Source organism: Rhizobium sp. BK049 (genome assembly GCF_014193135.1).
In the GTDB taxonomy this organism is placed as follows: Bacteria; Pseudomonadota; Alphaproteobacteria; order Rhizobiales; family Rhizobiaceae; genus Rhizobium.
In genome coordinates this window covers 1-23208 of sequence record NZ_JACHYV010000036.1, presented here as the reverse complement: position 1 = coordinate 23208, position 23208 = coordinate 1, and the positions used below count along the sequence as shown (strand labels likewise).

General features: G+C 61.4%; 17 protein-coding genes and 2 pseudogenes. 11 read left to right on the top strand and 8 right to left on the bottom strand.

Translation table 11 applies throughout. The features are described from left to right. Positions 1–79: 79 nt before the first annotated feature. Positions 80–3568 carry a carbamoyl-phosphate synthase large subunit gene (gene carB / locus FHT70_RS27370; RefSeq protein ID WP_097596922.1) on the bottom strand — a complete coding sequence of 1163 codons (3489 nt, stop codon included), beginning with the start codon at positions 3566–3568 and terminating at the stop codon, positions 80–82. Positions 3569–3737: 169 nt separating this feature from the next. Next, positions 3738–4766, bottom strand: a complete 1029-nt coding sequence (locus FHT70_RS27365) for a zinc-dependent alcohol dehydrogenase family protein (protein ID WP_183706210.1) — start codon at positions 4764–4766, stop codon at positions 3738–3740. Between the two features lie 265 nt (positions 4767–5031). Here FHT70_RS27365 and FHT70_RS27360 point away from each other — a divergent pair, with 265 nt between their 5' ends. Further along, on the top strand, positions 5032–5949 hold the full coding sequence (locus FHT70_RS27360; protein ID WP_183706186.1) for a neutral zinc metallopeptidase: 918 nt from the start codon (positions 5032–5034) through the stop codon (positions 5947–5949). A gap of 183 nt (positions 5950–6132) precedes the next feature. On the opposite strand, the pseudogene FHT70_RS27355 reads toward FHT70_RS27360, so the two are convergent. Next, positions 6133–6315, bottom strand: a pseudogene (locus FHT70_RS27355) (aldo/keto reductase); the annotation flags it as partial. A 225-nt stretch (positions 6316–6540) separates the two neighbouring features. Between FHT70_RS27355 and FHT70_RS27350 the strand changes: the two are divergent. Both FHT70_RS27350 and FHT70_RS27345 read left to right on the top strand, forming a co-directional pair. Continuing rightward, positions 6541–7785 (top strand): TCR/Tet family MFS transporter, encoded by a 1245-nt coding sequence (locus FHT70_RS27350; protein WP_097596902.1) that lies wholly within the window; start codon positions 6541–6543, stop codon positions 7783–7785. Positions 7786–7929: 144 nt separating this feature from the next. Beyond that, positions 7930–9333 (top strand): MATE family efflux transporter, encoded by a 1404-nt coding sequence (locus tag FHT70_RS27345; RefSeq protein ID WP_097596901.1) that lies wholly within the window; start codon positions 7930–7932, stop codon positions 9331–9333. Positions 9334–9349: 16 nt separating this feature from the next. Here FHT70_RS27345 and FHT70_RS27340 read toward each other — a convergent pair whose 3' ends face one another. Next, positions 9350–9670, bottom strand: a complete 321-nt coding sequence (locus tag FHT70_RS27340) for an antibiotic biosynthesis monooxygenase (RefSeq protein WP_085778866.1) — start codon at positions 9668–9670, stop codon at positions 9350–9352. A gap of 326 nt (positions 9671–9996) precedes the next feature. Between FHT70_RS27340 and FHT70_RS27335 the strand changes: the two genes are divergently transcribed. Continuing rightward, positions 9997–11769: an adenylate/guanylate cyclase domain-containing protein gene (locus FHT70_RS27335; protein ID WP_097596900.1), complete on the top strand. Its 1773-nt coding sequence runs from the start codon at positions 9997–9999 to the stop codon at positions 11767–11769. A 10-nt stretch (positions 11770–11779) separates the two neighbouring features. Next, positions 11780–12037, top strand: coding sequence for a hypothetical protein (locus FHT70_RS27330; protein ID WP_141504762.1), 258 nt, complete (start codon positions 11780–11782; stop codon positions 12035–12037). Between the two features lie 30 nt (positions 12038–12067). Here the strand turns inward: FHT70_RS27330 and carA are convergent, their stop codons facing one another. Further along, entirely contained in the window at positions 12068–13273 is a 1206-nt protein-coding gene (gene carA / locus FHT70_RS27325) for a glutamine-hydrolyzing carbamoyl-phosphate synthase small subunit (RefSeq protein ID WP_183706184.1), read from the bottom strand. A gap of 269 nt (positions 13274–13542) precedes the next feature. Here carA and FHT70_RS27320 point away from each other — a divergent pair, with 269 nt between their 5' ends. Beyond that, positions 13543–13998 (top strand): GatB/YqeY domain-containing protein, encoded by a 456-nt coding sequence (locus tag FHT70_RS27320; protein WP_183706174.1) that lies wholly within the window; start codon positions 13543–13545, stop codon positions 13996–13998. Between the two features lie 3 nt (positions 13999–14001). On the opposite strand, the gene FHT70_RS27315 is transcribed toward FHT70_RS27320, so the two are convergent. Then, a complete protein-coding gene (locus FHT70_RS27315) occupies positions 14002–14892 on the bottom strand; it encodes a hypothetical protein (RefSeq protein WP_183706172.1) in 891 nt (296 codons plus the stop codon). A 667-nt stretch (positions 14893–15559) separates the two neighbouring features. On the opposite strand from FHT70_RS27315, the gene dnaG reads away from it, so the two are divergent. Both dnaG and recQ read left to right on the top strand, forming a co-directional pair. Next, positions 15560–17557 (top strand): DNA primase, encoded by a 1998-nt coding sequence (gene dnaG, locus FHT70_RS27310; protein WP_183706170.1) that lies wholly within the window; start codon positions 15560–15562, stop codon positions 17555–17557. Then, entirely contained in the window at positions 17557–19422 is a 1866-nt protein-coding gene (gene recQ / locus FHT70_RS27305; protein ID WP_183706168.1) for a DNA helicase RecQ, read from the top strand. The genes dnaG and recQ overlap by 1 nt, the downstream gene beginning before the upstream one ends. A 66-nt stretch (positions 19423–19488) precedes the next feature. Here recQ and FHT70_RS27300 read toward each other — a convergent pair whose 3' ends face one another. Beyond that, positions 19489–19911 (bottom strand): type II toxin-antitoxin system VapC family toxin, encoded by a 423-nt coding sequence (locus FHT70_RS27300; protein ID WP_183706166.1) that lies wholly within the window; start codon positions 19909–19911, stop codon positions 19489–19491. Beyond that, positions 19911–20153 carry a type II toxin-antitoxin system VapB family antitoxin gene (locus FHT70_RS27295; protein WP_183706164.1) on the bottom strand — a complete coding sequence of 81 codons (243 nt, stop codon included), beginning with the start codon at positions 20151–20153 and terminating at the stop codon, positions 19911–19913. The genes FHT70_RS27300 and FHT70_RS27295 overlap by 1 nt, the downstream gene beginning before the upstream one ends. 170 nt (positions 20154–20323) lie before the next feature. On the opposite strand from FHT70_RS27295, the gene FHT70_RS27290 reads away from it, so the two are divergent. The 3 genes and pseudogenes from FHT70_RS27290 to FHT70_RS27280 all read left to right on the top strand — a co-directional run bounded on the left by FHT70_RS27290 (position 20324) and on the right by FHT70_RS27280 (position 23116). Next, complete coding sequence (locus tag FHT70_RS27290; RefSeq protein WP_183706162.1) at positions 20324–21511, top strand: glycine C-acetyltransferase; 1188 nt, start codon at positions 20324–20326, stop codon at positions 21509–21511. Between the two features lie 218 nt (positions 21512–21729). Beyond that, a complete protein-coding gene (tdh, locus tag FHT70_RS27285; protein ID WP_183706160.1) occupies positions 21730–22767 on the top strand; it encodes an L-threonine 3-dehydrogenase in 1038 nt (345 codons plus the stop codon). Positions 22768–22778: 11 nt separating this feature from the next. Beyond that, a pseudogene (locus FHT70_RS27280) lies at positions 22779–23116 on the top strand (GFA family protein). Positions 23117–23208: the final 92 nt, after the last annotated feature.

The window sequence follows — 23208 nt, the reverse complement described above, 5'->3', positions numbered from 1 at the left end:
ATTAAGCGATGGCGCTATCTCGTTGTTTTTACGCAATCCAGCAAGACTGCGGCACAGTTCTGCTGGAATTGCTCTCATGTCAGGCGAAATAGCTCTGCAGCGGCCGGACTTCGAGATTGCCCGCCCTCAGCGCCTTGATCGCCTGAGCGGCGGCTTCGGCGCCGGCCATCGTCGTGTAATAGGGCACCTTCTGCATCAACGTTGCGCGGCGCAGTGACTTGGAATCCGAGATCGCCTTGTTGCCGTCCGTGGTGTTGATGACGAGCTGGACCTGGCGGTTGCGGATCGCGTCCTCGATGTGCGGACGGCCTTCCAGGACCTTGTTGATCTTGGTGGCGGTGATGCCGTTTTCGCCAAGGAAGCGGGCGGTGCCGCCGGTTGCCAGCACCTTGAAGCCTTCTTCGACGAGGATGCGGATCGCCGGCAGCACGCGCGCCTTGTCCTCATCACGCACGGAGACGAAGACTGTTCCATCACGCGGCAACTCGACGCCGGCGCCGAGCTGCGACTTGGCGAAGGCCAGGGCAAAATCGCTGTCGAGGCCGATCACTTCGCCGGTCGAGCGCATTTCCGGGCCGAGCAGCGTGTCGACGCCGGGGAAGCGGGCGAAGGGGAAGACGGCTTCCTTGACAGCGATGTGGGTGAGCTTACGCGGATCGGGCTTCTGCCCATAGGCGGCGAAGGTCGCGTCGAGCGTCTCGCCGGCCATGACGCGGGCGGCGATCTTGGCGATTGGCGCACCAATGGTCTTGGCGACAAAGGGCACGGTGCGCGAGGCGCGCGGATTGACTTCGAGCACGTAGACAGTGCCGTCCTTGATGGCGAACTGGACGTTCATCAGGCCGCCGACATTGAGCGCCTTGGCCATGGCCTTGGCCTGGCGCTCCAACTCGTCGAGCAGTTCGACCGGCAGCGAACGCGGCGGCAGCGAGCAGGCCGAGTCACCGGAATGGATGCCGGCTTCCTCGATATGCTCCATGATGCCCGCGACATAGACGTCGGTGCCATCGGAGAGGCAGTCGACGTCGACTTCGATCGCGTGGGTGAGGTAGCTGTCGAAGAGCAGCGGATTCTTGCCGAGCAGCGTGTTGATCTGGCCGGTCTTGTCGTTGGGATAACGCTGCTTGATATCCTCAGGCACCAGTTCCGGAACCGTATCGAGAAGGTAGGTCTGCAACTGGCCTTCCGAATGCAGGATCTGCATGGCGCGGCCGCCGAGCACGTAAGACGGGCGAACGACCAGCGGGAAGCCGATCTCGGCGGCGACGAGGCGGGCCTGCTCGACCGAATAGGCGATGCCGTTGTTCGGCTGGTTGAGATCGAGTTTCATCAGAAGCTTCTGGAAGCGGTCGCGGTCTTCGGCGAGGTCGATCGCGTCAGGCGCGGTGCCGAGAATCGGAATGCCGTTCTTCTCAAGCGCCTCGGCAAGCTTCAGCGGCGTCTGGCCGCCGAACTGGACGATGACGCCGACGACTTCGCCCTTTTCCTGTTCGGCACGCAGAATCTCGATCACGTCTTCGGCCGTCAGCGGCTCGAAGTAGAGGCGATCCGACGTGTCATAGTCGGTCGAGACGGTTTCGGGGTTGCAGTTGATCATGATCGCTTCATAGCCGGCATCCTTCAGCGCGAAGGCGGCATGGCAGCAGCAATAGTCGAACTCGATGCCCTGGCCGATGCGGTTCGGGCCCCCGCCGAGGATGACGACCTTCTTGCGGTCGGAGACTTGCGCTTCCGAGCGGGCGGCGCCGACGAAGGGCGTCTCGTAGGTCGAATACATATAGGCCGTAGGCGAAGCGAATTCGGCCGCACAGGTGTCGATACGCTTGAAAACCGGACGCACGTTCAGGCTGTTGCGGAGTTCCGCGACTTCCTTCGGGCGCTTGCCGGTCAGGGTCGCCAGCCTCGCGTCGGAGAAACCCATGGCCTTCAGCATGCGCAGGTTCGCGGCATCGCCGGGCAGGCCATGCTCGCGGATGCGGGCTTCCATGTCGACGATATTCTTGAGTTCGGCAATGAACCAGGGATCGATCTTGCAGCCTTCATGCACCTCTTCGATGCTGAGGCCCTGGCGCAGCGCCTGGGCGACCATGCGCAGGCGGTCCGGCGTCGGCGTGCCGATGGCTGCGCGGATGGCGTTCTGGCTGGATTCGCCTTCTTCGAAATCGGGGATCTCGATTTCGTCGAGGCCGGTCAGGCCGGTTTCGAGGCCGCGCAGCGCCTTCTGCAGCGATTCGGCAAAGGTGCGGCCGATCGCCATGACTTCGCCGACCGATTTCATCGCCGTCGTCAGGACCGGCGAGGCGCCGGGGAATTTCTCGAAGGCGAAACGGGGGATCTTGGTGACGACATAGTCGATCGACGGCTCGAAGGAAGCCGGCGTTGCGCCGCCGGTGATGTCGTTTTCCAACTCGTCGAGCGTGTAGCCGATGGCGAGCTTCGCGGCGACCTTGGCGATCGGGAAGCCGGTGGCCTTGGAAGCGAGTGCCGAGGAGCGCGAGACGCGCGGGTTCATTTCGATGACGACGAGGCGGCCGTCCTTCGGATTGACGGCGAACTGGACGTTCGAGCCGCCGGTCTCGACGCCGATCTCGCGCAGCACCGCGATCGAGGCGTTGCGCATGATCTGGTATTCCTTGTCGGTCAGCGTCAGCGCCGGAGCGACGGTGATGGAATCGCCGGTATGAACGCCCATCGGATCGATGTTCTCGATCGAGCAGATGATGATGCAGTTGTCCGCCTTGTCGCGGACCACTTCCATTTCATACTCCTTCCAACCGAGCACCGATTCTTCGATCAGCACTTCGGTGGTCGGCGAAGCATCGAGACCGCCGCCGACGATCTCGAAGAATTCCGAGCGGTTGTAGGCAATGCCGCCGCCGGTGCCGCCGAGGGTGAAGGAGGGGCGGATGATGGCGGGCAGGCCGACATGGTCGAGTGCCTGGGCGGCGATCGCCATGGCATGGTTCAGGTAGCGCTGCTTGCGGTCGCTCTCGCCAAGATTCCACTGGTTTTCCAGCTCGTCCAGCGCCTTGTCGAGGTCGGGACCGGAGAGGCTTTCGCGCAGTTTGGTGCGCTCGGCTTCGTGCGTCTTGCGGTCGAGATCCTTGATGTCGGTGGCGTTCGCCAGCATCGAGCGCGGCGTTTCAAGGCCGATGCGTGCCATAGCCTCGCGGAACAGAGCGCGGTCTTCGGCCATGTCGATGGCCGCCGGCTTGGCGCCGATCATCTCGACATTGTAGCGGTCGAGCACGCCCATGCGCTTTAGGGATAGGGCGGTATTCAATGCCGTCTGGCCGCCCATGGTCGGCAGCAGCGCGTCCGGGCGCTCCTTGGCGATGATCTTCGCGACGACTTCCGGGGTGATCGGCTCGACATAAGTTGCGTCTGCCAGCCCGGGGTCGGTCATGATCGTCGCCGGGTTGGAGTTGACGAGGATGACGCGGTAGCCTTCCTCTCTCAAAGCCTTGCAGGCCTGGGTGCCGGAATAGTCGAATTCGCAAGCCTGGCCAATGACGATCGGTCCCGCGCCGATGATGAGGATCGATTTGATGTCTTGGCGCTTCGGCATGGCGATATCCATTTTCTGGCTGCGCAGAAAACCGGCCAGGGTGGGAGATCACCGGGTCGGTTGCGCATGCTGGGTCTTTTCAGGCTAGAAGCGGCTTATAGGCAAATGTATTTGCAAACGGAACCCCATAAATCGCGGAATCGACAGGAATTCGAACCGGCGCGGACGCCTATTCCCGGCCGGGGATGACGAGTGCCCGGATTTCGCCGCTGCGCGCCGGATTGACGATCGCGTCTGGGGCTTCTGCAAGCCCAATCCTGCGGGAGATCAACGGCTCGACCTTGATCCTGCCGGAGGCGATCAGATCGGCGGCGCGGCCATGGGTGAAGGGGTTGACGAAGGAGCTTATCAGCCTGACTTCGCGAAACAGCAGGTCAAAGGGCTCGATCTCGATTTTTGCCCCCTGCGGCATCACGCCGAGAATGACGGCAGTGCCGCCACGGCGGGCAAGCCGCGGCGCCTGTTGCATGGTTTCAGCGACGCCGGCGCATTCGAAGACGACATCGGCGCCGCCGGGCAGCAATCCGTCTGCGGCGGTGATGCGGGCAACGATATCGCCGTCGCCTGGATCGGCCGTTGCCGTGGCGCCGAGGATTTCGGCCAAGCGTCGTTTTTCGGCGCTGCGCGTCACCAGAATGACGCGGGTGGCGCCGGCGAGCCTTGCCAGTTGAACCGTGAGCAGGCCGATCACGCCGCCGCCGAGTACGATGACTGAAGCGCCGGTATGCAGCCCGGCGAGATCGACGCCGTGGATGCAGCAGGCGAGCGGTTCGCAGAAGGCGCCGTGGAGCGGATCAAGATCGGTCGGCAGCGCGAAGGCCTGGCTTTGCGGCATGCAGACATAATCGGCAAAGCCGCCGTCGCGGTGAATGCCGATCGCCTGCAGGTTCCGGCAGAGATTGACTCGGCCGCGCCGGCATTCCCCGCAGCCGCCGCAGGAAATGTTCGGATCGCCGGTCACGCGCATGCCGGGGCGGAAATCGGTCACATCAGGTCCGACGGTCTCGATGATGCCGGCGAATTCATGGCCGAGCGTCACCGGCGGCTTCGACGGAAATTCGCCGTGGAAGATATGGCGGTCGGTGCCGCAGATGCCGCAGGCCTCGATCCGAACGAGCAATTCACCCGGACCTGGTGCCGGCTTTCCGACTTCGCAAAGCTGCAACTGTCCCGTCGCTTGCAGACGCACCGCCTTCATCGCCATCTCCTCCCGCATTCTCCCCTTCTAACAGGAAGGGCGAAAGCAGGAGTCGCGTCAAGCGGTTGACGCATCTTCTTTACGTGATGGGGACGCATGGCTGGGGCCGATGGGCTGAGGGAACAATATACCGTCCGTCAAGTTTGCAGCCGAGGAGCCGTGCAGCCGCCTATTTTGCATGCGGTTGAAGCCGCTGGAATTCCTCCTGCTGACGGTTATATAAATTCATTGATGACAAGCATCGGGATTGGCGGGGAGAACGAAGATGGAATGGAGAGGCCGGCGTCAGTCCGACAATGTCGAGGATCGTCGCGGCGATCCCACCGGCGGCGGTTTTGGCCGCGGCGGTGGTTTCAGCTTTCCCTCAGGCGGCGGTGTTCGCCGCGCCGGCGGTGGCTTGAGCATCGGCACGATCATCTTCCTCGTCGTCATCTATCTGATCTTCAAGGCGATGGGCATCGACTTGATGCAGGTGCTGGACACCGGGGGCCTGTCCAGCGGCCCCGGCTACGAGCAGAGCGAATCCGGCGCCCGCACCCCCGCCAATGACGAAATGACCGCTTTCGTGCGGACCGTCCTTGCCGAGACCGAGGATACCTGGAACGGCATTTTCCAGGCACAGGGCCGGGATTACGAGGAGCCTCGGCTCGTACTCTTCTCCGACCAGACGCAGTCGGCCTGCGGCTTCGCCTCTGCCGCGACCGGTCCGTTCTATTGCCCTGGAGATCATAAGGTCTATCTCGACACGGCCTTCTTCCAAGAGCTGTCCGATCGCTTCGGCGCATCCGGCGATTTTGCCGAAGCCTATGTCGTTGCGCATGAGGTCGGCCATCACGTGCAGAACCTGCTCGGCATCCTGCCGAAGTTCAACCAGGCCCGCCAGCGCATGAGCGAGGAGGAGGCCAACAAGATGTCGGTCCGCGTCGAGCTGCAGGCGGATTGCTTCGCCGGCATCTGGGGCAAGTATACCCAGCAGAAGGGTATCCTGGAGGCGGGCGATCTCGAGGAGGCGCTGAATGCCGCACAGCAGATCGGCGACGATACGCTGCAGAAGCGCTCGCAAGGTTACGTCGTGCCCGAGAGTTTCAACCACGGCACCTCGGCGCAGCGCGTCAGATGGTTCAAGCGCGGTTTCGACAGCGGACAGCTGACGGCGTGTGATACGTTTTCGGGGCCAGTTTGAGGTTTCCAGAGTCCCTGCGTGTGGCCCCTCATCCGACCCTTGGGGTCCCATCTACCCGAGGGGAGAAGGGGACTTTCCGCGACGTCTCGATTCCCTCTTCTCCCCTCGGGAGAAGGTGCCCGTAGGTCGGATGAGGGGGCTACACGGCCGGACGTTTGAGCCCCTTTGACCTAACACCTAACCTCACTTCACACTATCCATGTGCTGCAGCATATGCTCGGGATAGCGCCCGCCGGCCGCAGCATCCTTCGGCACGACGCGTTCAATGGCAGCGAAATCTTCTGCCGACAGATCCACCGCAAGTGAACCGAGCGCCTCAGTCAACCGGTCGCGGCGGCGGGCGCCGATGAGGGGAACAATGTTCTGCTTGGATTGATCTGGATGCCGTCGCGGCGATTGCAAGGGAGTTTTATAGCTACGATTCGCCGGAACGACGGCGCGCGTCTACCGGTTGAGGCCCTGACGATTTTCCCGTAGAACTCCTGAGATGCTTCCGGATGTTCACCGATTGTTTCAGTTTCTTTTCTGAGCTATGTCACTTTCCGGCGACGGAGATCGTCTTTTCAGAAACAGCTGCTGTAGAGATGCCTCATGCTTGATCCGAGATTCGTTCGCCGCGGCCTTTTCCTGGTCTTCGTCATCCTCTTCCTCGACATTATCGGCATCGCCATCATCATGCCGGTGCTGCCCGCCTATCTGGAGCAGCTGACCGGCGGCAGCGTCAGCGATGCGGCGATCGACGGCGGCTGGCTGATGCTCGTCTATGCCGGCATGCAGTTCCTGTTCGCGCCGTTGCTCGGAAACCTGTCCGACCGCTTCGGCCGCCGGCCGATCCTTCTGCTTTCGGTGCTGACCTTCGCCATCGACAACTTCATCTGCGGCATCGCCACCAGCTTCTGGATGCTGTTCGTCGGCCGCGTGCTTGCCGGCATCAGCGGCGGCAGCTTCGCCACCTGCTCGGCCTATATCGCCGATATCAGCACGGAGGAGAACCGCGCGAAGAACTTCGGACTGATCGGCATCGCCTTCGGCGTCGGCTTTACCATCGGCCCTGTCATTGGCGGATTCCTCGGGGAATTCGGCCCACGCGTACCCTTCCTCGGCGCTGCCGCTTTGTCGCTTCTCAATTTCATCGCCGCCTGCTTTCTGCTGCCGGAAACGCTGGAGGCGAAGAACCGCCGCCGCTTCGAGTGGAAACGCGCCAACCCCCTCGGCGCGCTGCGCCAGATGCGCCATTACCCTGGCATCGGCGGGGTCAGCCTCGTCATGTTCCTGTTTTTCCTGGCGCATGCCGTTTATCCCTCGGTCTGGTCCTTCGTCTCCACCTACCGCTACGGTTGGAGCGAGGGCCAGATCGGCCTGTCGCTTGGCATTTACGGCATCGGTGCTGCGCTCGTCATGGGCCTTGTCCTGCCGCGGATCGTGCCTGTGCTTGGCGAGTGGAAGACCGCGCTTCTCGGCCTCTGTTTCTCGGCTGCAGGCTTGACCGGCTATGCCTTCGCCTGGGAGGGCTGGGTGGTCTATGTCGTCATCGTGGCGACCGTCATCGAAAACGTCGCCGATCCGGCGCTGCGCAGCATTGCCGCCGGGAAGGTGCCGCCTTCGGCGCAGGGCGAGTTGCAGGGCGCGCTGACCAGCCTCAGCAGCATCACCACCATTGTCGGGCCATTGATCTTCACACAAATGTTCGGCTATTTCACGCGGCCTGAGGCGCCCGTCACCTTTGCCGGTGCGCCGTATCTCACGGCTGCTGTGCTCATTGTTGTGGCCGCCGGGATATTCCTCACGAGGGTTCGAGCCGGGGAGCCGGCCGAGGCGCTGGAAGGTGTGGGCTGAACCGATCAGAAATGGTGATGGTATGATGAATTTTTCATCATCTGCCTGTTTTGGGGTAGTTCTTTGCGGGGCTTTGATTTAAGCCCGAGTGATATTTTTGCGCCACTACGCGGCGTTGCAGATCTCAATCACAGGACTGGTGTCATGGACACGCCGATCGACGCGCGCAGCCTTGCGCCGACAAACGATAATCGTTGGGGTGCGCATTTTCGTGCAACACTGGCGCTCGGCATTCCGCTGATCGGCGCACAGCTCGCTCAGCTCGGCATCAATACCACCGACGTGATGATCGTCGGCCGCCTCGGCGCCGAGCATCTGGCGGCGATGGTGCTGTCAGCTCAATTCCTCTTCACCATCCTGATCTTCGGTTCGGGTTTTGCCATCGCCGTCATTCCGATGGTGGCGCAGGCCTATGGTCGCGGCGACGTCGTCTCTGTGCGCCGATCGCTGCGCATGGGTCTGTGGGTGGTGATTGGATATTGGGCCGTCATGCAGCCCGCCTTCTTCTATTCCGAACAAATCCTGCTCTTCGCGCAGCAGAAGCCGGAGGTAGCCAAGCTCGCGCATGGCTATATCATGATCGGTCAGTTCGGCGTGCTGCCGGCACTGCTCTTCAACGTGATGCGCGCGCTGGTCAGCGCCATCGGCAAGGCAGGCATCATCCTCAACGTCACCATCGTGACGCTGGTGATGAACGCGTTCTTCGCCTATGCCCTCGTGCTCGGCCATTTCGGCTTTCCGGCGATGGGGCTCGAGGGTGCGGCGATCGTATCGGTCGTGGTGCAGACGGCTGGTTTCCTCTTCATCCTTGCCTTCGTGCAGAGGCGGGATGAGACGCGCCGCTACGAGATCTTCGTGCGGTTCTGGAAGCCCGACTGGCATGCGCTGCTGGAAGTCATCCGGCTCGGCTTCCCGATCAGCGTCACCATCCTTGCCGAGGTCAGCCTGTTCACGGTGGCCTCGCTGCTGATGGGCTATATCGGCACGATCGAACTCGCCGCCCACGGCATCGCCCTGCAATGGGCTTCGATCGCCTTCATGATCCCGCTAGGCCTCAGCCAGGCGGCGACGGTGCGCGTGGGCGTCGCCCACGGGCAGGGAGATTATGACGGGCTGGTGCGGGCTTCGATCATGGTGTTCATCCTCGGCTGCGCCATTTCGGCGGTGGGCTCGGTGCTCTTTGCCACAATGCCCCAATTCCTCGGCAGCTGGTTCCTCGACGTCAGTTCGCCCGAGGCGCCCGAGGTGCTCTCCTATGCCGGGCCGCTGATCGTCGTTGCCGGGCTTTTCCAACTGGTCGACGGGCTGCAGGTGATCGCTAATGGACTGCTGCGCGGCCTGAAGGACGCGCGCGTGCCGATGATCATGGCGCTGATAGCTTACTGGCCGATTGGCTTCTTCCTGGCCTGGGCCTTCGCCTTTCCGTTGGGTCTGGGCGGCATCGGCATCTGGTTCGGCTTCCTCGTTGGCCTGGCGGCGGCCGCCGCCATGCTCTGCGGACGCTTCTATCTTCTCGTTCGCCGGGAGGGCGCGATCGCCGGCGTCTGAGCCGGCGTCCTTGCCCTCAGGCCGCGACAGGCTTGTAACTGCCGATATCGGCTCGAATGCCGAGACGCGAGAACATTTCCTGCGGATCGAAATTTGCGGCCTTGTGGGCGGCCGTCACGGCTGCCCGCGCCCGCTCGACGACTTCGGTATTTTTCCATTCGGCGATGGTAACGAAATTGAATTCGCCGGGACCTGAGACCTGCTCCAGCACCCGGTGATCGATGAAGCCCTCCTGTGCCTCCAGCAGCTTGTGGGTCATCATCACTTTGACAAGAAATTCCTCACGCGCCGCCGCCGGCACGATGAACTTGTCGACACGATAGAAAGCTCCGCTCATCTATATCTCCTGCATCGGATCTGCGGGTAGTTCTGTAATTCCTCAAGCATGGTTGAGGTCAATAGTGAAAGGGCAGGGGCCGGGCGAATGTCCATTGCTTTCCTGTTTCGGGGACATTGTCGAAGCTTGATGCAACGGTGCGCCAGAAGCAGTTGCTGGCTCGGCGTCAAGGAACGACAGAGCAGTCATTGCGTGCAGCTTCAACGTTGGGTGCGTCGATGAGCCATTAGACAAGTCGATCTCAGCCAAGATCGCTCCAAGCCGCGGCTAGAAGTTCTTTCTTGCCTTCTGTCTCCCTGCTATCCTGGAAGTGAGGAGACCGCGCCATGAGCGAGAACCGAAAGCTGGCTGCAATCCTGGCCGCAGACGTGGTCGGGTACAGCCGGCTTGCCGGCGCCGACGAGGACCGCACCCTGGCGAGGTTACGGGCACTGCGCAGCGATCTCATCGATCCGACGATCGCCGTGCACCATGGCCGGGTGGTGAAGCGCACCGGCGATGGTGCGCTGGTCGAGTTCCGCAGCGTGGTGGACGCCGTGCGCTGTGCCATTGAGGTGCAGAACGGTATGCTGGAGCGCAATGACGGCGTGCCGCAGGACCGTCGCATCGAGTTTCGAATCGGTATCCATCTGGGCGACGTCGTGGAGGAAAGCGATGGCGATCTGATGGGCGACGGCGTCAACATCGCCTCGCGATTGGAGGGCGTCGCCGCGGCAGGCGCGATCTGCCTGTCCGAGGATGCCTATCGCCAAGTCAAGGCGAGGCTCGACCTCTCGGTCAGCGATCTCGGCAACACGCAACTCAAGAACATCGCCGAACCGATCCGCGTCTATTCGCTGCAAGTCGGCAGCGCCGGGACCAATGCAGCCGCCACCTCGGAAACCGCAACGAGTCCACCTGCGAGGGCAACGTCGCCGAAGCTGTCGATCGCCGTCCTGCCCTTCGCCAACATGAGCGGTGACGCCGAACAGGACTACTTCGCCGACGGCATCTCGGAAGATATCATCACGGCGCTATCGAAGTTGTCGCAGCTCTTCGTCATCGCCCGCAATTCGTCATTTACCTTCAAAGGCAGGAACGTCCACGTGCAGGAGGTGGGCACGAAGCTCGGCGTGCGGCATGTTCTTGAGGGCAGTGTGCGCAAATCAGGCAACAGGGTACGCATCACCGCGCAGCTCATCGACGCGACCACCGGCGGGCATCTATGGGCGGAGCGGTTCGATCGAGACCTGACCGACATTTTCGCGGTTCAGGACGATGTCACGCAGCAGATCGTCGACGCACTGGCGGTCAACCTGACAGAAGGTGATCGGAAAAGGCTGGTGCCGGGCCAGACCGGTCAGCCCGAGGCCTATGACTGCTTCCTGCGTGGCCGGGAGCTGTGGCACCGGCTGACGAAGCAAACGAACAGCGACGCCCGCGATCTTTTGCAACATGCCGTCGAACTGGACCCCAACTTCGCCTCGGCACATGCCTTTCTCGCCCTTACCCATGGGCTCGACTACCTGAACCGGTGGAGCGCGTCGCCGCAACGCTCGCTCCAGCAGGCCGAAGAGGCTGCGATGCTGGCGGTGGCGCGGGATGAGAGCGACCCCGTGGCGCACTGGGCATTGAGTGTCGTCAGGCTTTACTCACGGCAGCACGATAGAGCCATCGGCGAGGCCGAGCGTGCGATAGGCCTCAACCCGAACTTCGCCGAAGGGCAGGTCAGCCTCGGCGAGGCACTTCTCTATTCAGGCAGATCTCACGAGGCACTCGCCTGTTTCGATCGGGCGAGAATCTTGAACCCGTATTTTCCGGATGTCGTTCTCCACTTTCAGGCCTGGGCTTGGTTTCAACTGCGAAGGTACGAAGAGGCCGTTGAATTGTTGGTGCAGCGCGTGAGCCGCAATCCCGTCACCGACGTCTCGCGCGCGCTTCTGGCCGCCTGTTACGGACACCTCGGCCGGTTCGAAGAGGCTCGGGCGACGTGGCAAGAGGTGCTGCGCGTTAATCCCGACTTCTCCTTGGAATACCGTCGCAAAGTCTTGCCCTTCAAGAACCCCGCCGATTTCGACCTCGCCATGGAGGGGCTACGCAAGGCCAGTGTCGTACAATGATGAGTGATCAATGCCCGATCTTGAACCTGTTGGCCATTTCGGCGGAAGATCAACAACAGCCGGTGCCAGCGTAACCACCACCTCCAGCGCAATCTGCCATCAAGGTCTGCTTTCAGGAAGCTGCGAAGTCGCCCTCTACTTGCGGCGCAAAGCAGCCCTATCCTTCAACAAAGAAAAAAGACGCTATGGGCAGATAGCGGTCCTTTCTCTGATAGCTGTCTTTCAAGATTCAAGAGATGCCACATTACGTTGGTGGCTGCCGGTTTAACAGAGTTTGCGAAACCGGCACTTCTTGAAACTAGCGCTCTGCAAGCGCCGGTTCGCCCTTCTTCTCGCGCACCATGTTGACGAAGCGGCGGAAGAGATAATGGCTGTCCTGCGGGCCGGGAGAGGCTTCCGGATGGTGCTGGACGGAGAAGACCTGCTTGCCGAGCACGCGCAGGCCGCAATTGGTGCCGTCGAAAAGCGAAATATGAGTCTCTTCAACGCCGTCGGGCAGCGACTTCGAGTCGACCGCGAAGCCGTGGTTCATCGAGACGATCTCGACCTTGCCCGTCGTGTGATCCTTGACCGGATGATTGGCGCCGTGATGGCCCTGGTGCATCTTTTCGGTCTTGGCGCCCAAGGCGAGGCCGAGCATCTGATGGCCGAGGCAGATGCCGAAGACCGGGATATCGGTCTTAACAAGCGTCTTGATGACAGGCACGGCATATTCGCCGGTTGCCGCTGGATCGCCGGGACCGTTCGACAGGAAGATACCGTCCGGCTGCAAGGCGAGCACGTCTTCGGCGCTCGTTGTTGCCGGCACGACGGTCACCTTGCAGTCGAGGCCGGCAAACAGGCGCAGGATGTTGCGCTTGACGCCGTAATCGAGGCAGACGACGTGATATTTCGCATCCGCCGCACCGAGTTCGCCGTAACCCTCGTTCCAGACCCACGGCGTCTGCGCCCATTGTGAGGACTGGCCGGACGAGGCGATCTTGGCAAGATCGAGACCTTCCAGGCCGCTCCAGGCCTTGGCTTCGGCCTTCAGCGCCTCGATGTCGAAGACGCCGTTGGCGTCGTGGGCGATCACCGCGTTCGGGGCGCCGTTCTCGCGGATCCAGGCGGTGAGCGCACGCGTGTCGACGCCGCAAAGGCCGATGATGCCGCGGGCCTTGAGCCACTGGTCGAGATGCTTGGCGGCGCGGTAGTTCGAGGGGTCGGTGATGTCGGCCTTGAAGATGACGCCGACGGCGCCGTGGCGGGCGGCAGGGGTCAGGTCCTCGATATCTTCGTCGTTGGTGCCGATATTGCCGATGTGGGGAAAGGTGAAGGTGACGATCTGGCCGAGATAGGAGGGGTCGGTCATGATCTCTTCGTAGCCGGTCAGCGCCGTGTTGAAGACGACTTCAGCCTGGACCTTGCCGGTGGCGCCGATGCCCTTGCCTTCGATCACTGTGCCGTCGGCAAGAACGAGCAGGGCGGTCGGCTTTTCGGTTGTCCAGGGTGCTGTTGCGGTCATCTTCATCCCGTTTCCGGCGGCCGATGCGCTTAGCCGCGCTCGTCGCCATTTGATCTCGCAGACGTGTGGGCACGGCAATGCCGCGCGCTTCAGGCCTGATCACGAATTTTGGTGCAGGTGGCGGTAAATAGCCACGCAATCGCTGAGCGTCAATCTTTGTAGCCGGGATTGCGGCCGTTTTCTTGCGCTTTATCGTGCCGATCGCGCAATTTATTTGATCCGTCGCATCGGCGTGGTTTATGAAGCGGCATCAAAAAAGGAGTGAAGACATGCTGCGCGATCAACTCGCCACCCAGCTGAAAGAGGCGATGAAGGCCAAGGATTCGGAGCGGCTGTCGACCGTTCGGCTGATTCAGGCGGCGATCAAGGACCGCGACATTGCCAATCGCGGTACCGGCAAGGAGCAGGCGAGCGACGACGAGATCCTGCAGATCCTCGCCAAGATGGTGAAGCAGCGCGACGAATCGGCAAAGATCTATGAGGAGAATTTCCGACCGGAGCTCGCTGCCAAGGAGCGTGCGGAAATCGCCGTCATTCAGGACTTCATGCCGAAGCAGCTTTCCGACGGCGAAGTGCGCGCCAATATCTCGGCGATCATCACCGAGACGGGTGCCGCCGGCGTCAAGGACATGGGCAAGGTGATGGCGGCGCTCAAGGAGCGTTATGCCGGCCAGATGGATTTCGCCAAGGCATCGGCAACCGTCAAGGAGCTTTTGAACGGATAAGCCTCAGATGGCCCGTCTCGCCTGCGGCTCTTCACGGACCGCAGGTCCGAGCACGGCCTCGGCTGCGGCATCGACGATCGCAAACTTCGCCGCCTGGTAGTTCCAATATTCGAGGATAAAGCGGCGGGACAGCCAGAAGTCGCCCTTGCGCGAAGGTTCTGTCCAGCCGACGCTTTCCATGGTCGTGGCCTGGGTCAGAAGCCGCTTCAGGTGGGTATTGGAAATCATGAATTGTTCGCGGAGCTCCCGGAGCGACAGTGGGCCGATAACGACGCACTCGGCCGCCCGAGGAAATTGCGGAAGGCGGGAGATCAGGTAATCCATCACCAGTCCGCCGGAATTCGCCCAGTTGAAGAGGTTGAAGGTGGGGCCCGGATTGCGCACGGACTCACTGCCGATGATCGCCCTTGCGATCCGCGGCTGAATCGCAGCCATTGTCGCGGAGGGGTCGGCGGTAATCTGGTCGGCGCGTTCGCCGCCGTCGAGGCTGTCGAGGATCATCATATGGGTGACGAGCCATCGGATGAAATGCTGTTCGGCGATTTCGGTCGGTTCCAGATAGCGTGTGCGCTTGTCAGGTCCAGGCACCACACGCAGGAAACGATAGGCCAGCATTTCCTGCATGAAGGCCGCGGCCGTGTTGCGGCTGGCGATGTCATTCTTGACTGCGAAATCGACAAAGCGGCCGGAATAGAGGCCACCGCTCTGGCCGTCGTCGGGATGACCGTAATGAAGTGCGAAGCCGGCATGGGCCATCAACCAGCGCTGCTGCGCGGCGAAAATCGATGCGATGCGCGGGCTCTCGCGATAGATCGCAAGCAGTTGATTGGCGCAATGAAGGATCGCAGCGAGAAAGCGATCGTCTGCTGCAAGATTTTCCGCGGTGAAAGCCATTGGCAAGGGTCCAGGAGTTCGGCGCAACATCTTTCATTCACGCGCCGTCTGTCAACGGTTCCGTCGATAAGCGGTTAATTTCAAAGGGAGAGTTGGCAACAGAGCCTAAAATTTAAGAAGGCAGGAGCTGGGGGCGCTCCTGCCTTCTTGCTCTTTGCTTCCGCCGGCAACGCAGGGCTGAGGCCCAAGCCGGAGGGTATTTGCAAAGGCACCCTTGCGAAGCGGCGCCGGGGGTAGGGATGGTGCTTCGCTTGGGGATCGCTTTGTTGAGATCAAACCTATTGCGGTGCGGCCGTCTGTTCAAATTACAAAAAAATAATGATTGCCGGAAAAGGCGCTTCGAGAGGACTTCGAAGCGAAGGTTCGACAAGCGCCGCGAGGATGAGGGCGCCCAAGCGGCGGCTCCGATAAGTGACTGTTTCGAAAAGCTTTAATTCAACTCGGCCGAACGATCTCGCTCATGCCGAAGCACCTGCAGTGCCCGCTCCATAGACGTTCGGCGACAATAATGTCGCACCCTGTCGCAGGGGTCGGTCACGAGTTGTTGATTGGATAACTGACGCCGCCGACGTCGGGTGCACTTGCCTGTGAATAGCGGGTTTTCCTGACGAGTTTCGTGGCATGGCGCGGCAAAGCAGCTTATATGGAGCTTGGCCAAGAGGGATAAATGCGCTTTTCGAACACCTTTCTCGATGAGATCCGCGACCGCGTTCCGATTTCGAACGTGATTGCGCGCCGCGTCAGCTGGGACAAGCGTAAGACCAATGTCTCGCGGGGCGACTACTGGGCCTGCTGCCCCTTCCATGGCGAGAAATCGCCGAGCTTCCACTGTGAGGACCGAAAGGGTCGGTATCACTGCTTCGGCTGCGGGGTCACCGGCGATCACTTCCGTTTTCTGACGGAGCTGGAGGGCTTGAGTTTTCCCGAGGCGGTGCAGCAGATCGCCGACATGGCCGGCGTGCCGATGCCGCTTGCCGATGCCGCGATGGAGAAGCGCGAAAAGGAGCGCGGCTCTCTGATCGACGTCATGGAAATGGCGACCAGCTTCTTCCAGGACCAGCTGCAGACGGCCAATGGCGCAAAGGCGCGCGCCTATTTGCGCGATCGCGGGCTGACGGGGCGTACCATCGAGACCTTCCGACTCGGTTATGCGCCTGACAGCCGTAATGCGCTGAAGGAATTCCTCGCGGGCAAAGGCGTTTCCAAGGAGCAGATCGAGGCCTGCGGCCTGGTTGTTCATGAAAACGTGCCGGTCTCCTACGACCGTTTCCGCGACCGCATCATGTTCCCGATTCTTTCGTCCCGGGAAAAGGTGATCGCCTTCGGCGGCCGCGCTATGTCATCAGATGCGCCGGCGAAATATCTGAACTCCAACGAGACTGAGCTCTTCCACAAGGGCAATGTCCTTTACAATTTCGCCCGAGCGCGCCGCGCCATACAAGGGCTTGGCCGCGGCGATCAGGATGACAATGCGAGCGGCACCATCATCGCCGTCGAAGGCTATATGGACGTGATCGCGCTCTATCAGGCCGGTATCGAAAACGCCGTTGCGCCGCTCGGCACTGCGCTCACCGAAAACCAGCTCGAGCTGCTCTGGAAGATGGTGCCGCAGCCGGTGCTCTGCTTCGATGGCGACGGCGCCGGCATTCGCGCCGCCAATCGCGCCGCCGAGCTGGCGCTGCCGCATCTGAAACCCGGCCGTTCCGTCCGCTTCGCGCTTCTGCCTGACGGCAAGGATCCGGACGACCTCGTGCGCGACGAGGGACGCGCGCCTTTCGACAAGGTGATGAGTCAGGCAAAGCCGCTTTCGGAGATGCTGTGGAGCCGGGAGATCAACACCGGCAAGTTCGATACGCCCGAGGCGCGCGCCGAGCTCGAAGCGCGGCTGAAGCAGCTCGTCGCCGTCATCGCCGACGAGAATGTGCGCCGTCATTACCAGCAGGATATTCGCGACCGGCTGAATGCCTTCTTCCAGCCGCAGTTCCAGAACCGCAACGGTGGCGGGCGGCGCGGTTTCAGCAGCAGCCCCCGGAACGCCCGCGACAATGCGGCCAAGGCAGGACCGAAAAGCCCCAGCCTGATTTCCGATCGGCTCGCCCGCTCGGGCCCCGTGCGCGGACACCGGGACAATACGGCGTTGCGCGAAAGCGTGCTTGCGCTCACCATCGTCAATCATCCGGCCCTGATGATCGATGATTATGATGAAATCGCCGCGATTGAATATGACAGCCGCGAGCTGCAGCGGCTCTGGTCGGCGATGCTTGGCGCAGCCGCTGCCGTCGCCGGTCCGCATCTGACGCGCGAATATCTGACTGAGCGGCTGGAATTCGAAGGTTTCGGTCCGCTCATCAAGAGTCTCGACCAGCAGGTGCGCAATGCGAGGCTCTGGACGGCAACCGAGGAGGCGGCGATGGAGGATGCTCGTGAAGGCTATCGTCAGGCGCTCGCCTTCCACAAACGGGCGAAGGCGCTGCGCCGGCAGAAGATGGAACTCGAACGCGAGATTGCGCTGGCGACCGAAGCCGGCGACGGCGAGGCAATCATTCAGCTGATACGGGCGCAGCAGGAAGTGCATCTCGAAGGCGTACGCCTCGAGAACCAGGAGGCGATTATCGACGGCTTCGGCGTGCTTTCCGGCCGTGTCAAAGGGGCGGCGAACCACTGATGCCGCTCAGCAAACGCAATGAGCCCGGTTTTTCCGCTTCCGATACGCTGTTTTCCGCCGGCCGCTCGCCGCTCGACATCCTGAAACAGGTCTATGGTTATTCCTCCTTCCGCGGCAAGCAGCAGGAGGTGGTCGAGCACGTGGTTTCAGGCGGCGATGCCGTGGTGCTCTTTCCGACAGGTGCAGGCAAATCGCTCTGCTTCCAGATCCCGGCGCTTTGCCGTGACGGCGTCGGCATCGTCGTTTCGCCGCTGATTGCGCTGATGCGCGATCAGGTGGAGGCGATGAAGCAGCTCGGCATCAGGGCTGCGGCACTCAATTCGTCGCTGTCGCGCGAGGAGTTCGTCGAGGTTCGCCGTGCGCTTTCGGCTGGAAAGCTCGACCTTCTCTACGTCACGCCCGAGCGCATCCTGACGGACGGTTTTCGCGAGCTGATCGCCAGTGAGAAGATTGCGCTGTTTGCGATCGACGAGGCCCATTGCGTCTCGCAATGGGGCCATGATTTCCGCCCGGAATATCGCGAGCTCGGCCGGCTCGGCGAACAGTATCCCGGCGTGCCCCGCGTGGCATTGACGGCAACGGCCGACCCGCACACGCGTGACGATATCATCGAGCGGCTGGGGCTGGGCAATGCCGAAATCTTCACCACCAGCTTCGACCGGCCGAATATTGCCTATGAAATCGTCGAGCGCGACCAGCCGCGCCAGCAGCTGCTGCGCTTCCTCTCCGGCCATAAGGGCAACAGCGGCATCGTCTATTGTCTGTCGCGCGCCAAGGTCGAGGATACGGCCGAGTGGCTGAACGGGCAGGGCATCCGCGCGCTGCCCTATCACGCCGGCATGGACCGGGCGGTTCGCGACGCCAATCAGGACGCTTTCCTCAAGGAGGAAAACCGCTGCCTGGTCGCGACCGTCGCCTTCGGCATGGGCATCGACAAGCCGAATGTGCGCTATGTCGCCCATCTCGACCTGCCGGGTTCGGTGGAGGCCTATTATCAGGAAACCGGGCGCGCCGGCCGAGACGGGTTGCCGTCCGAGGTCTGGATGGCCTATGGCATGGCCGACGTTATCCAGCGCCGCCGCATGATCGACGAGGGCAACGCCGCAGACGAAATCAAGCGGGTCGAGCGCGCCAAGCTCAATGCCTTGCTGGCGATCTGCGAAACCGCCTCCTGCCGTCGGCAGGCGATCCTTGCCCATTTCGGCGAGGCGCATGCCGGCCAATGCGGCAATTGCGACACCTGCCTGAAGCCGGTCGAGACCTGGGATGGCACGGAAGCGGCGATCAAGGCGCTGGCCGCGGTCTACCGCACCGGCGAGCGGTTCGGCGCCGGTCATGTCATCGATGTGCTGGTCGGTAACATCAACGAAAAGACCGAGCGTTTCGGTCATGTCGATATGCCGGTCTTCGGCGCCGGCAAGGACATTCCGGCGCGGACTTGGCAATCCGTCTATCGCCAGCTGCTCGCCATGGGGCTGATCCGTATCGATCATGAGGCCTATGGGGCGCTGAAGCTGGAGCCGGAGGCGCGCGCCGTCTTCAAGCATGAACGGCAGGTCTTCTTCCGCAAGGACCGGCCGGCATCGGAACGGCGTACGAAGAAGGCCGAGCGCAGCGAGCGCAAGTCGGGCCTGTCGGGCGCCGACGGCACGCTTTTCGAAGCGTTGAAAGCCGAGCGCATGGCGATCGCCAAATCGCTCGGCGTGCCGCCTTACGTCGTCTTCCCCGATACGACGCTGATCGCTTTTGCGACGGAACGGCCGCGCAGCCGCAAGGAATTGCTCGGGATATCGGGCGTCGGGCAATCGAAGCTTGAGCGCTATGGCGACGCGTTCCTGGAGATCATTCTCTCGCACGATGAATAGCCCGGTTGTCCGGAGCAGTATGGTCTCGTGGAGATCGGCGATGGTTCCGATCTTTGAGAAATTGGTTCAGGCAAGGTCTGTGTAGAGAAAATCGTTGCCTTTGTAGAGAAGGCGCGTTTTCAGCGCCTTGGCGCAAGCATAGGCAAAGCAATCGCCGAAATTCAGGTCTGCCCGATGACCGATGACTTTTCCATAGCGCATGCTTGCAGACAGTGCATCTTCGCCGACCTCATGCGAGATCGAAATCTCTTCGAGAAGCAGATCTTCGGCGAATGCATCAACCGCTTCGGCTGATGCCCGCAGGAGTTCGGGTGTTGTCTTCCGGCCTGTCGGCGTCTTCTGCCGTGCGAGCGCCTGGATGGCTTCGAAGCGGACAAGGGGCGAGATGTGCATGATGGAATCGTCCGATGCCGCCAAGGCTTTCTCGAGTTCTTCATGACCGGGCTCTCGCGCGAGAATGGCGACGATCGCCGATGCGTCGATAAACATCAGCGACCCCACATCTCGTCGCTGAATTTCTTCATGTCGAATGACGGGTCGTTTGCTCCCATCGCATCCGCCAGCGATTTTGCGCGCATGAGGCGTTCATGCAGCGGCCGGCTTTGCCGCGCGCGCGTAAGCTCATGATGGAGGGCCGTTCGCACGGCGTCGGTTTTTGTCGCGGCCTTGGTCAGGCGCTGCAATTCACTCGCAAGCTCGTCTACTTCAGGATCTCTGATAAAAAGCGCCATCGTGATATTCCTTCTGCATATACAGATATCATTTTTGGATATTCATTTCAATTTCTGCCACGGCGGGTCTTTCCCTGCGAAAATATTTCGTATCAAATCGGCGACATCCGCGCTGGCTTTGTGCTAATTGCAGCGTCCATCGGAGGACGTTTCGGGGCAAGGGCTGTACAATGACAAAAGCATTTTTCTCCCACCTGCAATCGGAGCTTACCTCTCTCAAGGATGCAGGCCTTTATAAATCTGAGCGGGTCATCAGTTCCAAGCAGGCGGGCGAGATTGCGATTTCCACCGGCGAGCGGGTGCTGAATTTCTGCGCCAACAACTATCTCGGCCTTGCTGACAACGAAGAGCTGGCCGAGGCCGGCAAGAAGGCGCTCGACCGCTATGGCTACGGCATGGCCTCGGTGCGCTTTATCTGCGGCACGCAGGAGGAGCACAAGCAACTTGAAGCCCGCATTTCCTCCTTCCTCGGCATGGAAGACACGATCCTCTATTCCTCCTGCTTCGACGCCAATGGCGGCCTGTTCGAAACGCTGCTTGGCGAAGAGGATGCGATCATCTCCGACGCGCTGAACCATGCCTCGATCATCGATGGCGTGCGTCTCTCCAAGGCCAGGCGCTTCCGCTACACCAACAACGACATGGCAGCGCTGGAAGAAGAGCTGAAAAAAGCCGAAGGCAGCCGCTTCAAGATGATTGCGACCGACGGCGTCTTCTCCATGGACGGCATCATCGCCAATCTGCAGGGGGTGTGCGATCTCGCCGAGAAATATGGCGCGATGGTTATGGTCGACGACAGCCACGCCGTCGGCTTCGTCGGCAAGAACGGCCGCGGCTCGCCGGAACATTGCGGCGTCGAGGGCCGCATCGACATTATCACCGGCACGCTCGGCAAGGCGCTCGGCGGGGCCTCCGGCGGTTATACCTCGGCAAAGGCCGAGATCGTCGAATGGCTGCGGCAGCGCTCGCGGCCCTATCTGTTCTCGAATACGCTGGCCCCCGTCATCGCCGCTGCCTCGCTGAGAGTGTTCGACCTGATCGAAAACGGTGATGCCCTTCGCAAGCGCCTTTCCGACAATGCCGATCTCTTTCGTATTGAAATGACCAAGCTCGGCTTCAAGCTTGCCGGCGAAGGCCATCCGATCATCCCGGTCATGCTTGGCGATGCCAAGCTCGCGCAGGACATGGCAAGTCTGATGCTGAAGAAGGGGATCTATGTGATCGGCTTCTCTTTCCCTGTGGTGCCGAAAGGCCAGGCCCGCATCCGCACGCAGATGTCGGCGGCGCATTCGAGGGCGGATGTGGAGCGGGCGATTGCAGCCTTTGCCGAGACCGGGCGGGAGTTGGGGGTGATTTGAGCGGGGCTTGCTTCCTCTTCTCCCCAGTGGGGAGAGGTTGTCCGTCAGGACAGACGAGGGGGGTGAGCGAAGCGAGGTTACGAGCGGTAAGCGAGAAACAATATTGGATTTGAGCGGTGTGCCGTGTGGCCCCCTCATCCGCCCTACGGGCACCTTCTCCCCCGCTGGGGAGAAGAGGGAATAGCGAAGTCTGCGCCAAGCAAAGGTGGGATAGTTGAATGTCGAACATGATGAAGGCGCTGGTCAAGTCGAAGCCCGAGGTCGGGCTTTGGATGGAGAATGTGCCGGTGCCGGAGGTCGGGCCGAACGATGTGCTGATCCGGGTGAAGAAATCGGCAATCTGCGGCACCGACGTGCATATCTGGAACTGGGACCAGTGGGCGCAGAAGACCATTCCGGTGCCGATGGTGGTTGGCCATGAATTTTCCGGCGAGATCGCCGAGATCGGTTCGGCCGTCACCCGCTATCATGTCGGCGAGCGCGTTTCCGGCGAGGGGCATATCGTCTGCGGCAAGTGCCGCAACTGCCGGGCGGGCAGGGGGCATCTCTGCCGCAACACGCTCGGCGTCGGCGTCAACCGGCCGGGCTCGTTCGGAGAGTTCGTCTGCATTCCCGAAAGCAATGTCGTGCCGATCCCGGACGATATTTCAGACGAGATCGCCGCGATCTTCGATCCGTTCGGCAATGCCGTGCATACCGCACTTTCCTTCGATCTTGTCGGCGAGGACGTGCTCGTCACCGGCGCCGGGCCGATCGGCATCATGGGAGCACTGGTCGCCAAGCGTTCCGGCGCCCGCAAGGTTGTTATCACCGACATCAATCCGCACCGCCTGGATCTGGCGCGCAAGCTCGGCATCGACCATGTCGTCGATGCATCGACGGAAAACCTCGCCGACGTCATGAAGGCGATCGGCATGACGGAAGGGTTCGACGTCGGGCTCGAAATGTCGGGCGCAGCACCCGCCTTCCGCGACATGATCGACAAGATGAACAATGGCGGCAAAATCGCCATTCTCGGCATTGCGCCGGCTGGTTTCGAGATCGACTGGAACAAGGTGATCTTCAAGATGCTCAATCTCAAGGGCATCTATGGCCGCGAGATGTTCGAGACCTGGTACAAGATGATCGCCTTCGTGCAAGGCGGCCTCGACCTTTCGCCCATCATCACGCATCGCATCAAGATCGACGATTTCCGCGATGGTTTCGAGGCGATGCGGTCGGGCAATTCAGGCAAGGTCGTGATGGACTGGATGTGAGGGAAGACGACATGCTCTACGAGGGAAGCTGTCATTGCGGCAACGTTGCTTTCGAGGTCGAAGGCGAATTCACCGAGGCGCTGGACTGCAACTGTTCGCTCTGTCGCAGGCGGGGAGGACTTCTCGCTTTCGTGCCGCGCGAGAAACTGGTGCTGAGGACACCGGAAGACGATCTTTCGACCTATACTTTCAACCGGCACGTCATTTCTGCGCCAATTGCGGCATCGCCCCCTTCGGCGAGGGCGTGGCGCCGAACGGTGCCGCGATGGCTTCGATTAATCTGCGCTGCATTCCCGCGATCGATCTCGGCGCGCTGAAGGTGACGCCTTACGACGGCCAGGCTCGTTAGAGCCTGCTGCTTTCATACGGAAGCATATCCTGAATTTGTGAGGTAGTTTGCGCATTCTGCTGGCGAGAAGCAGTCGAGCATTTCACCAGCCT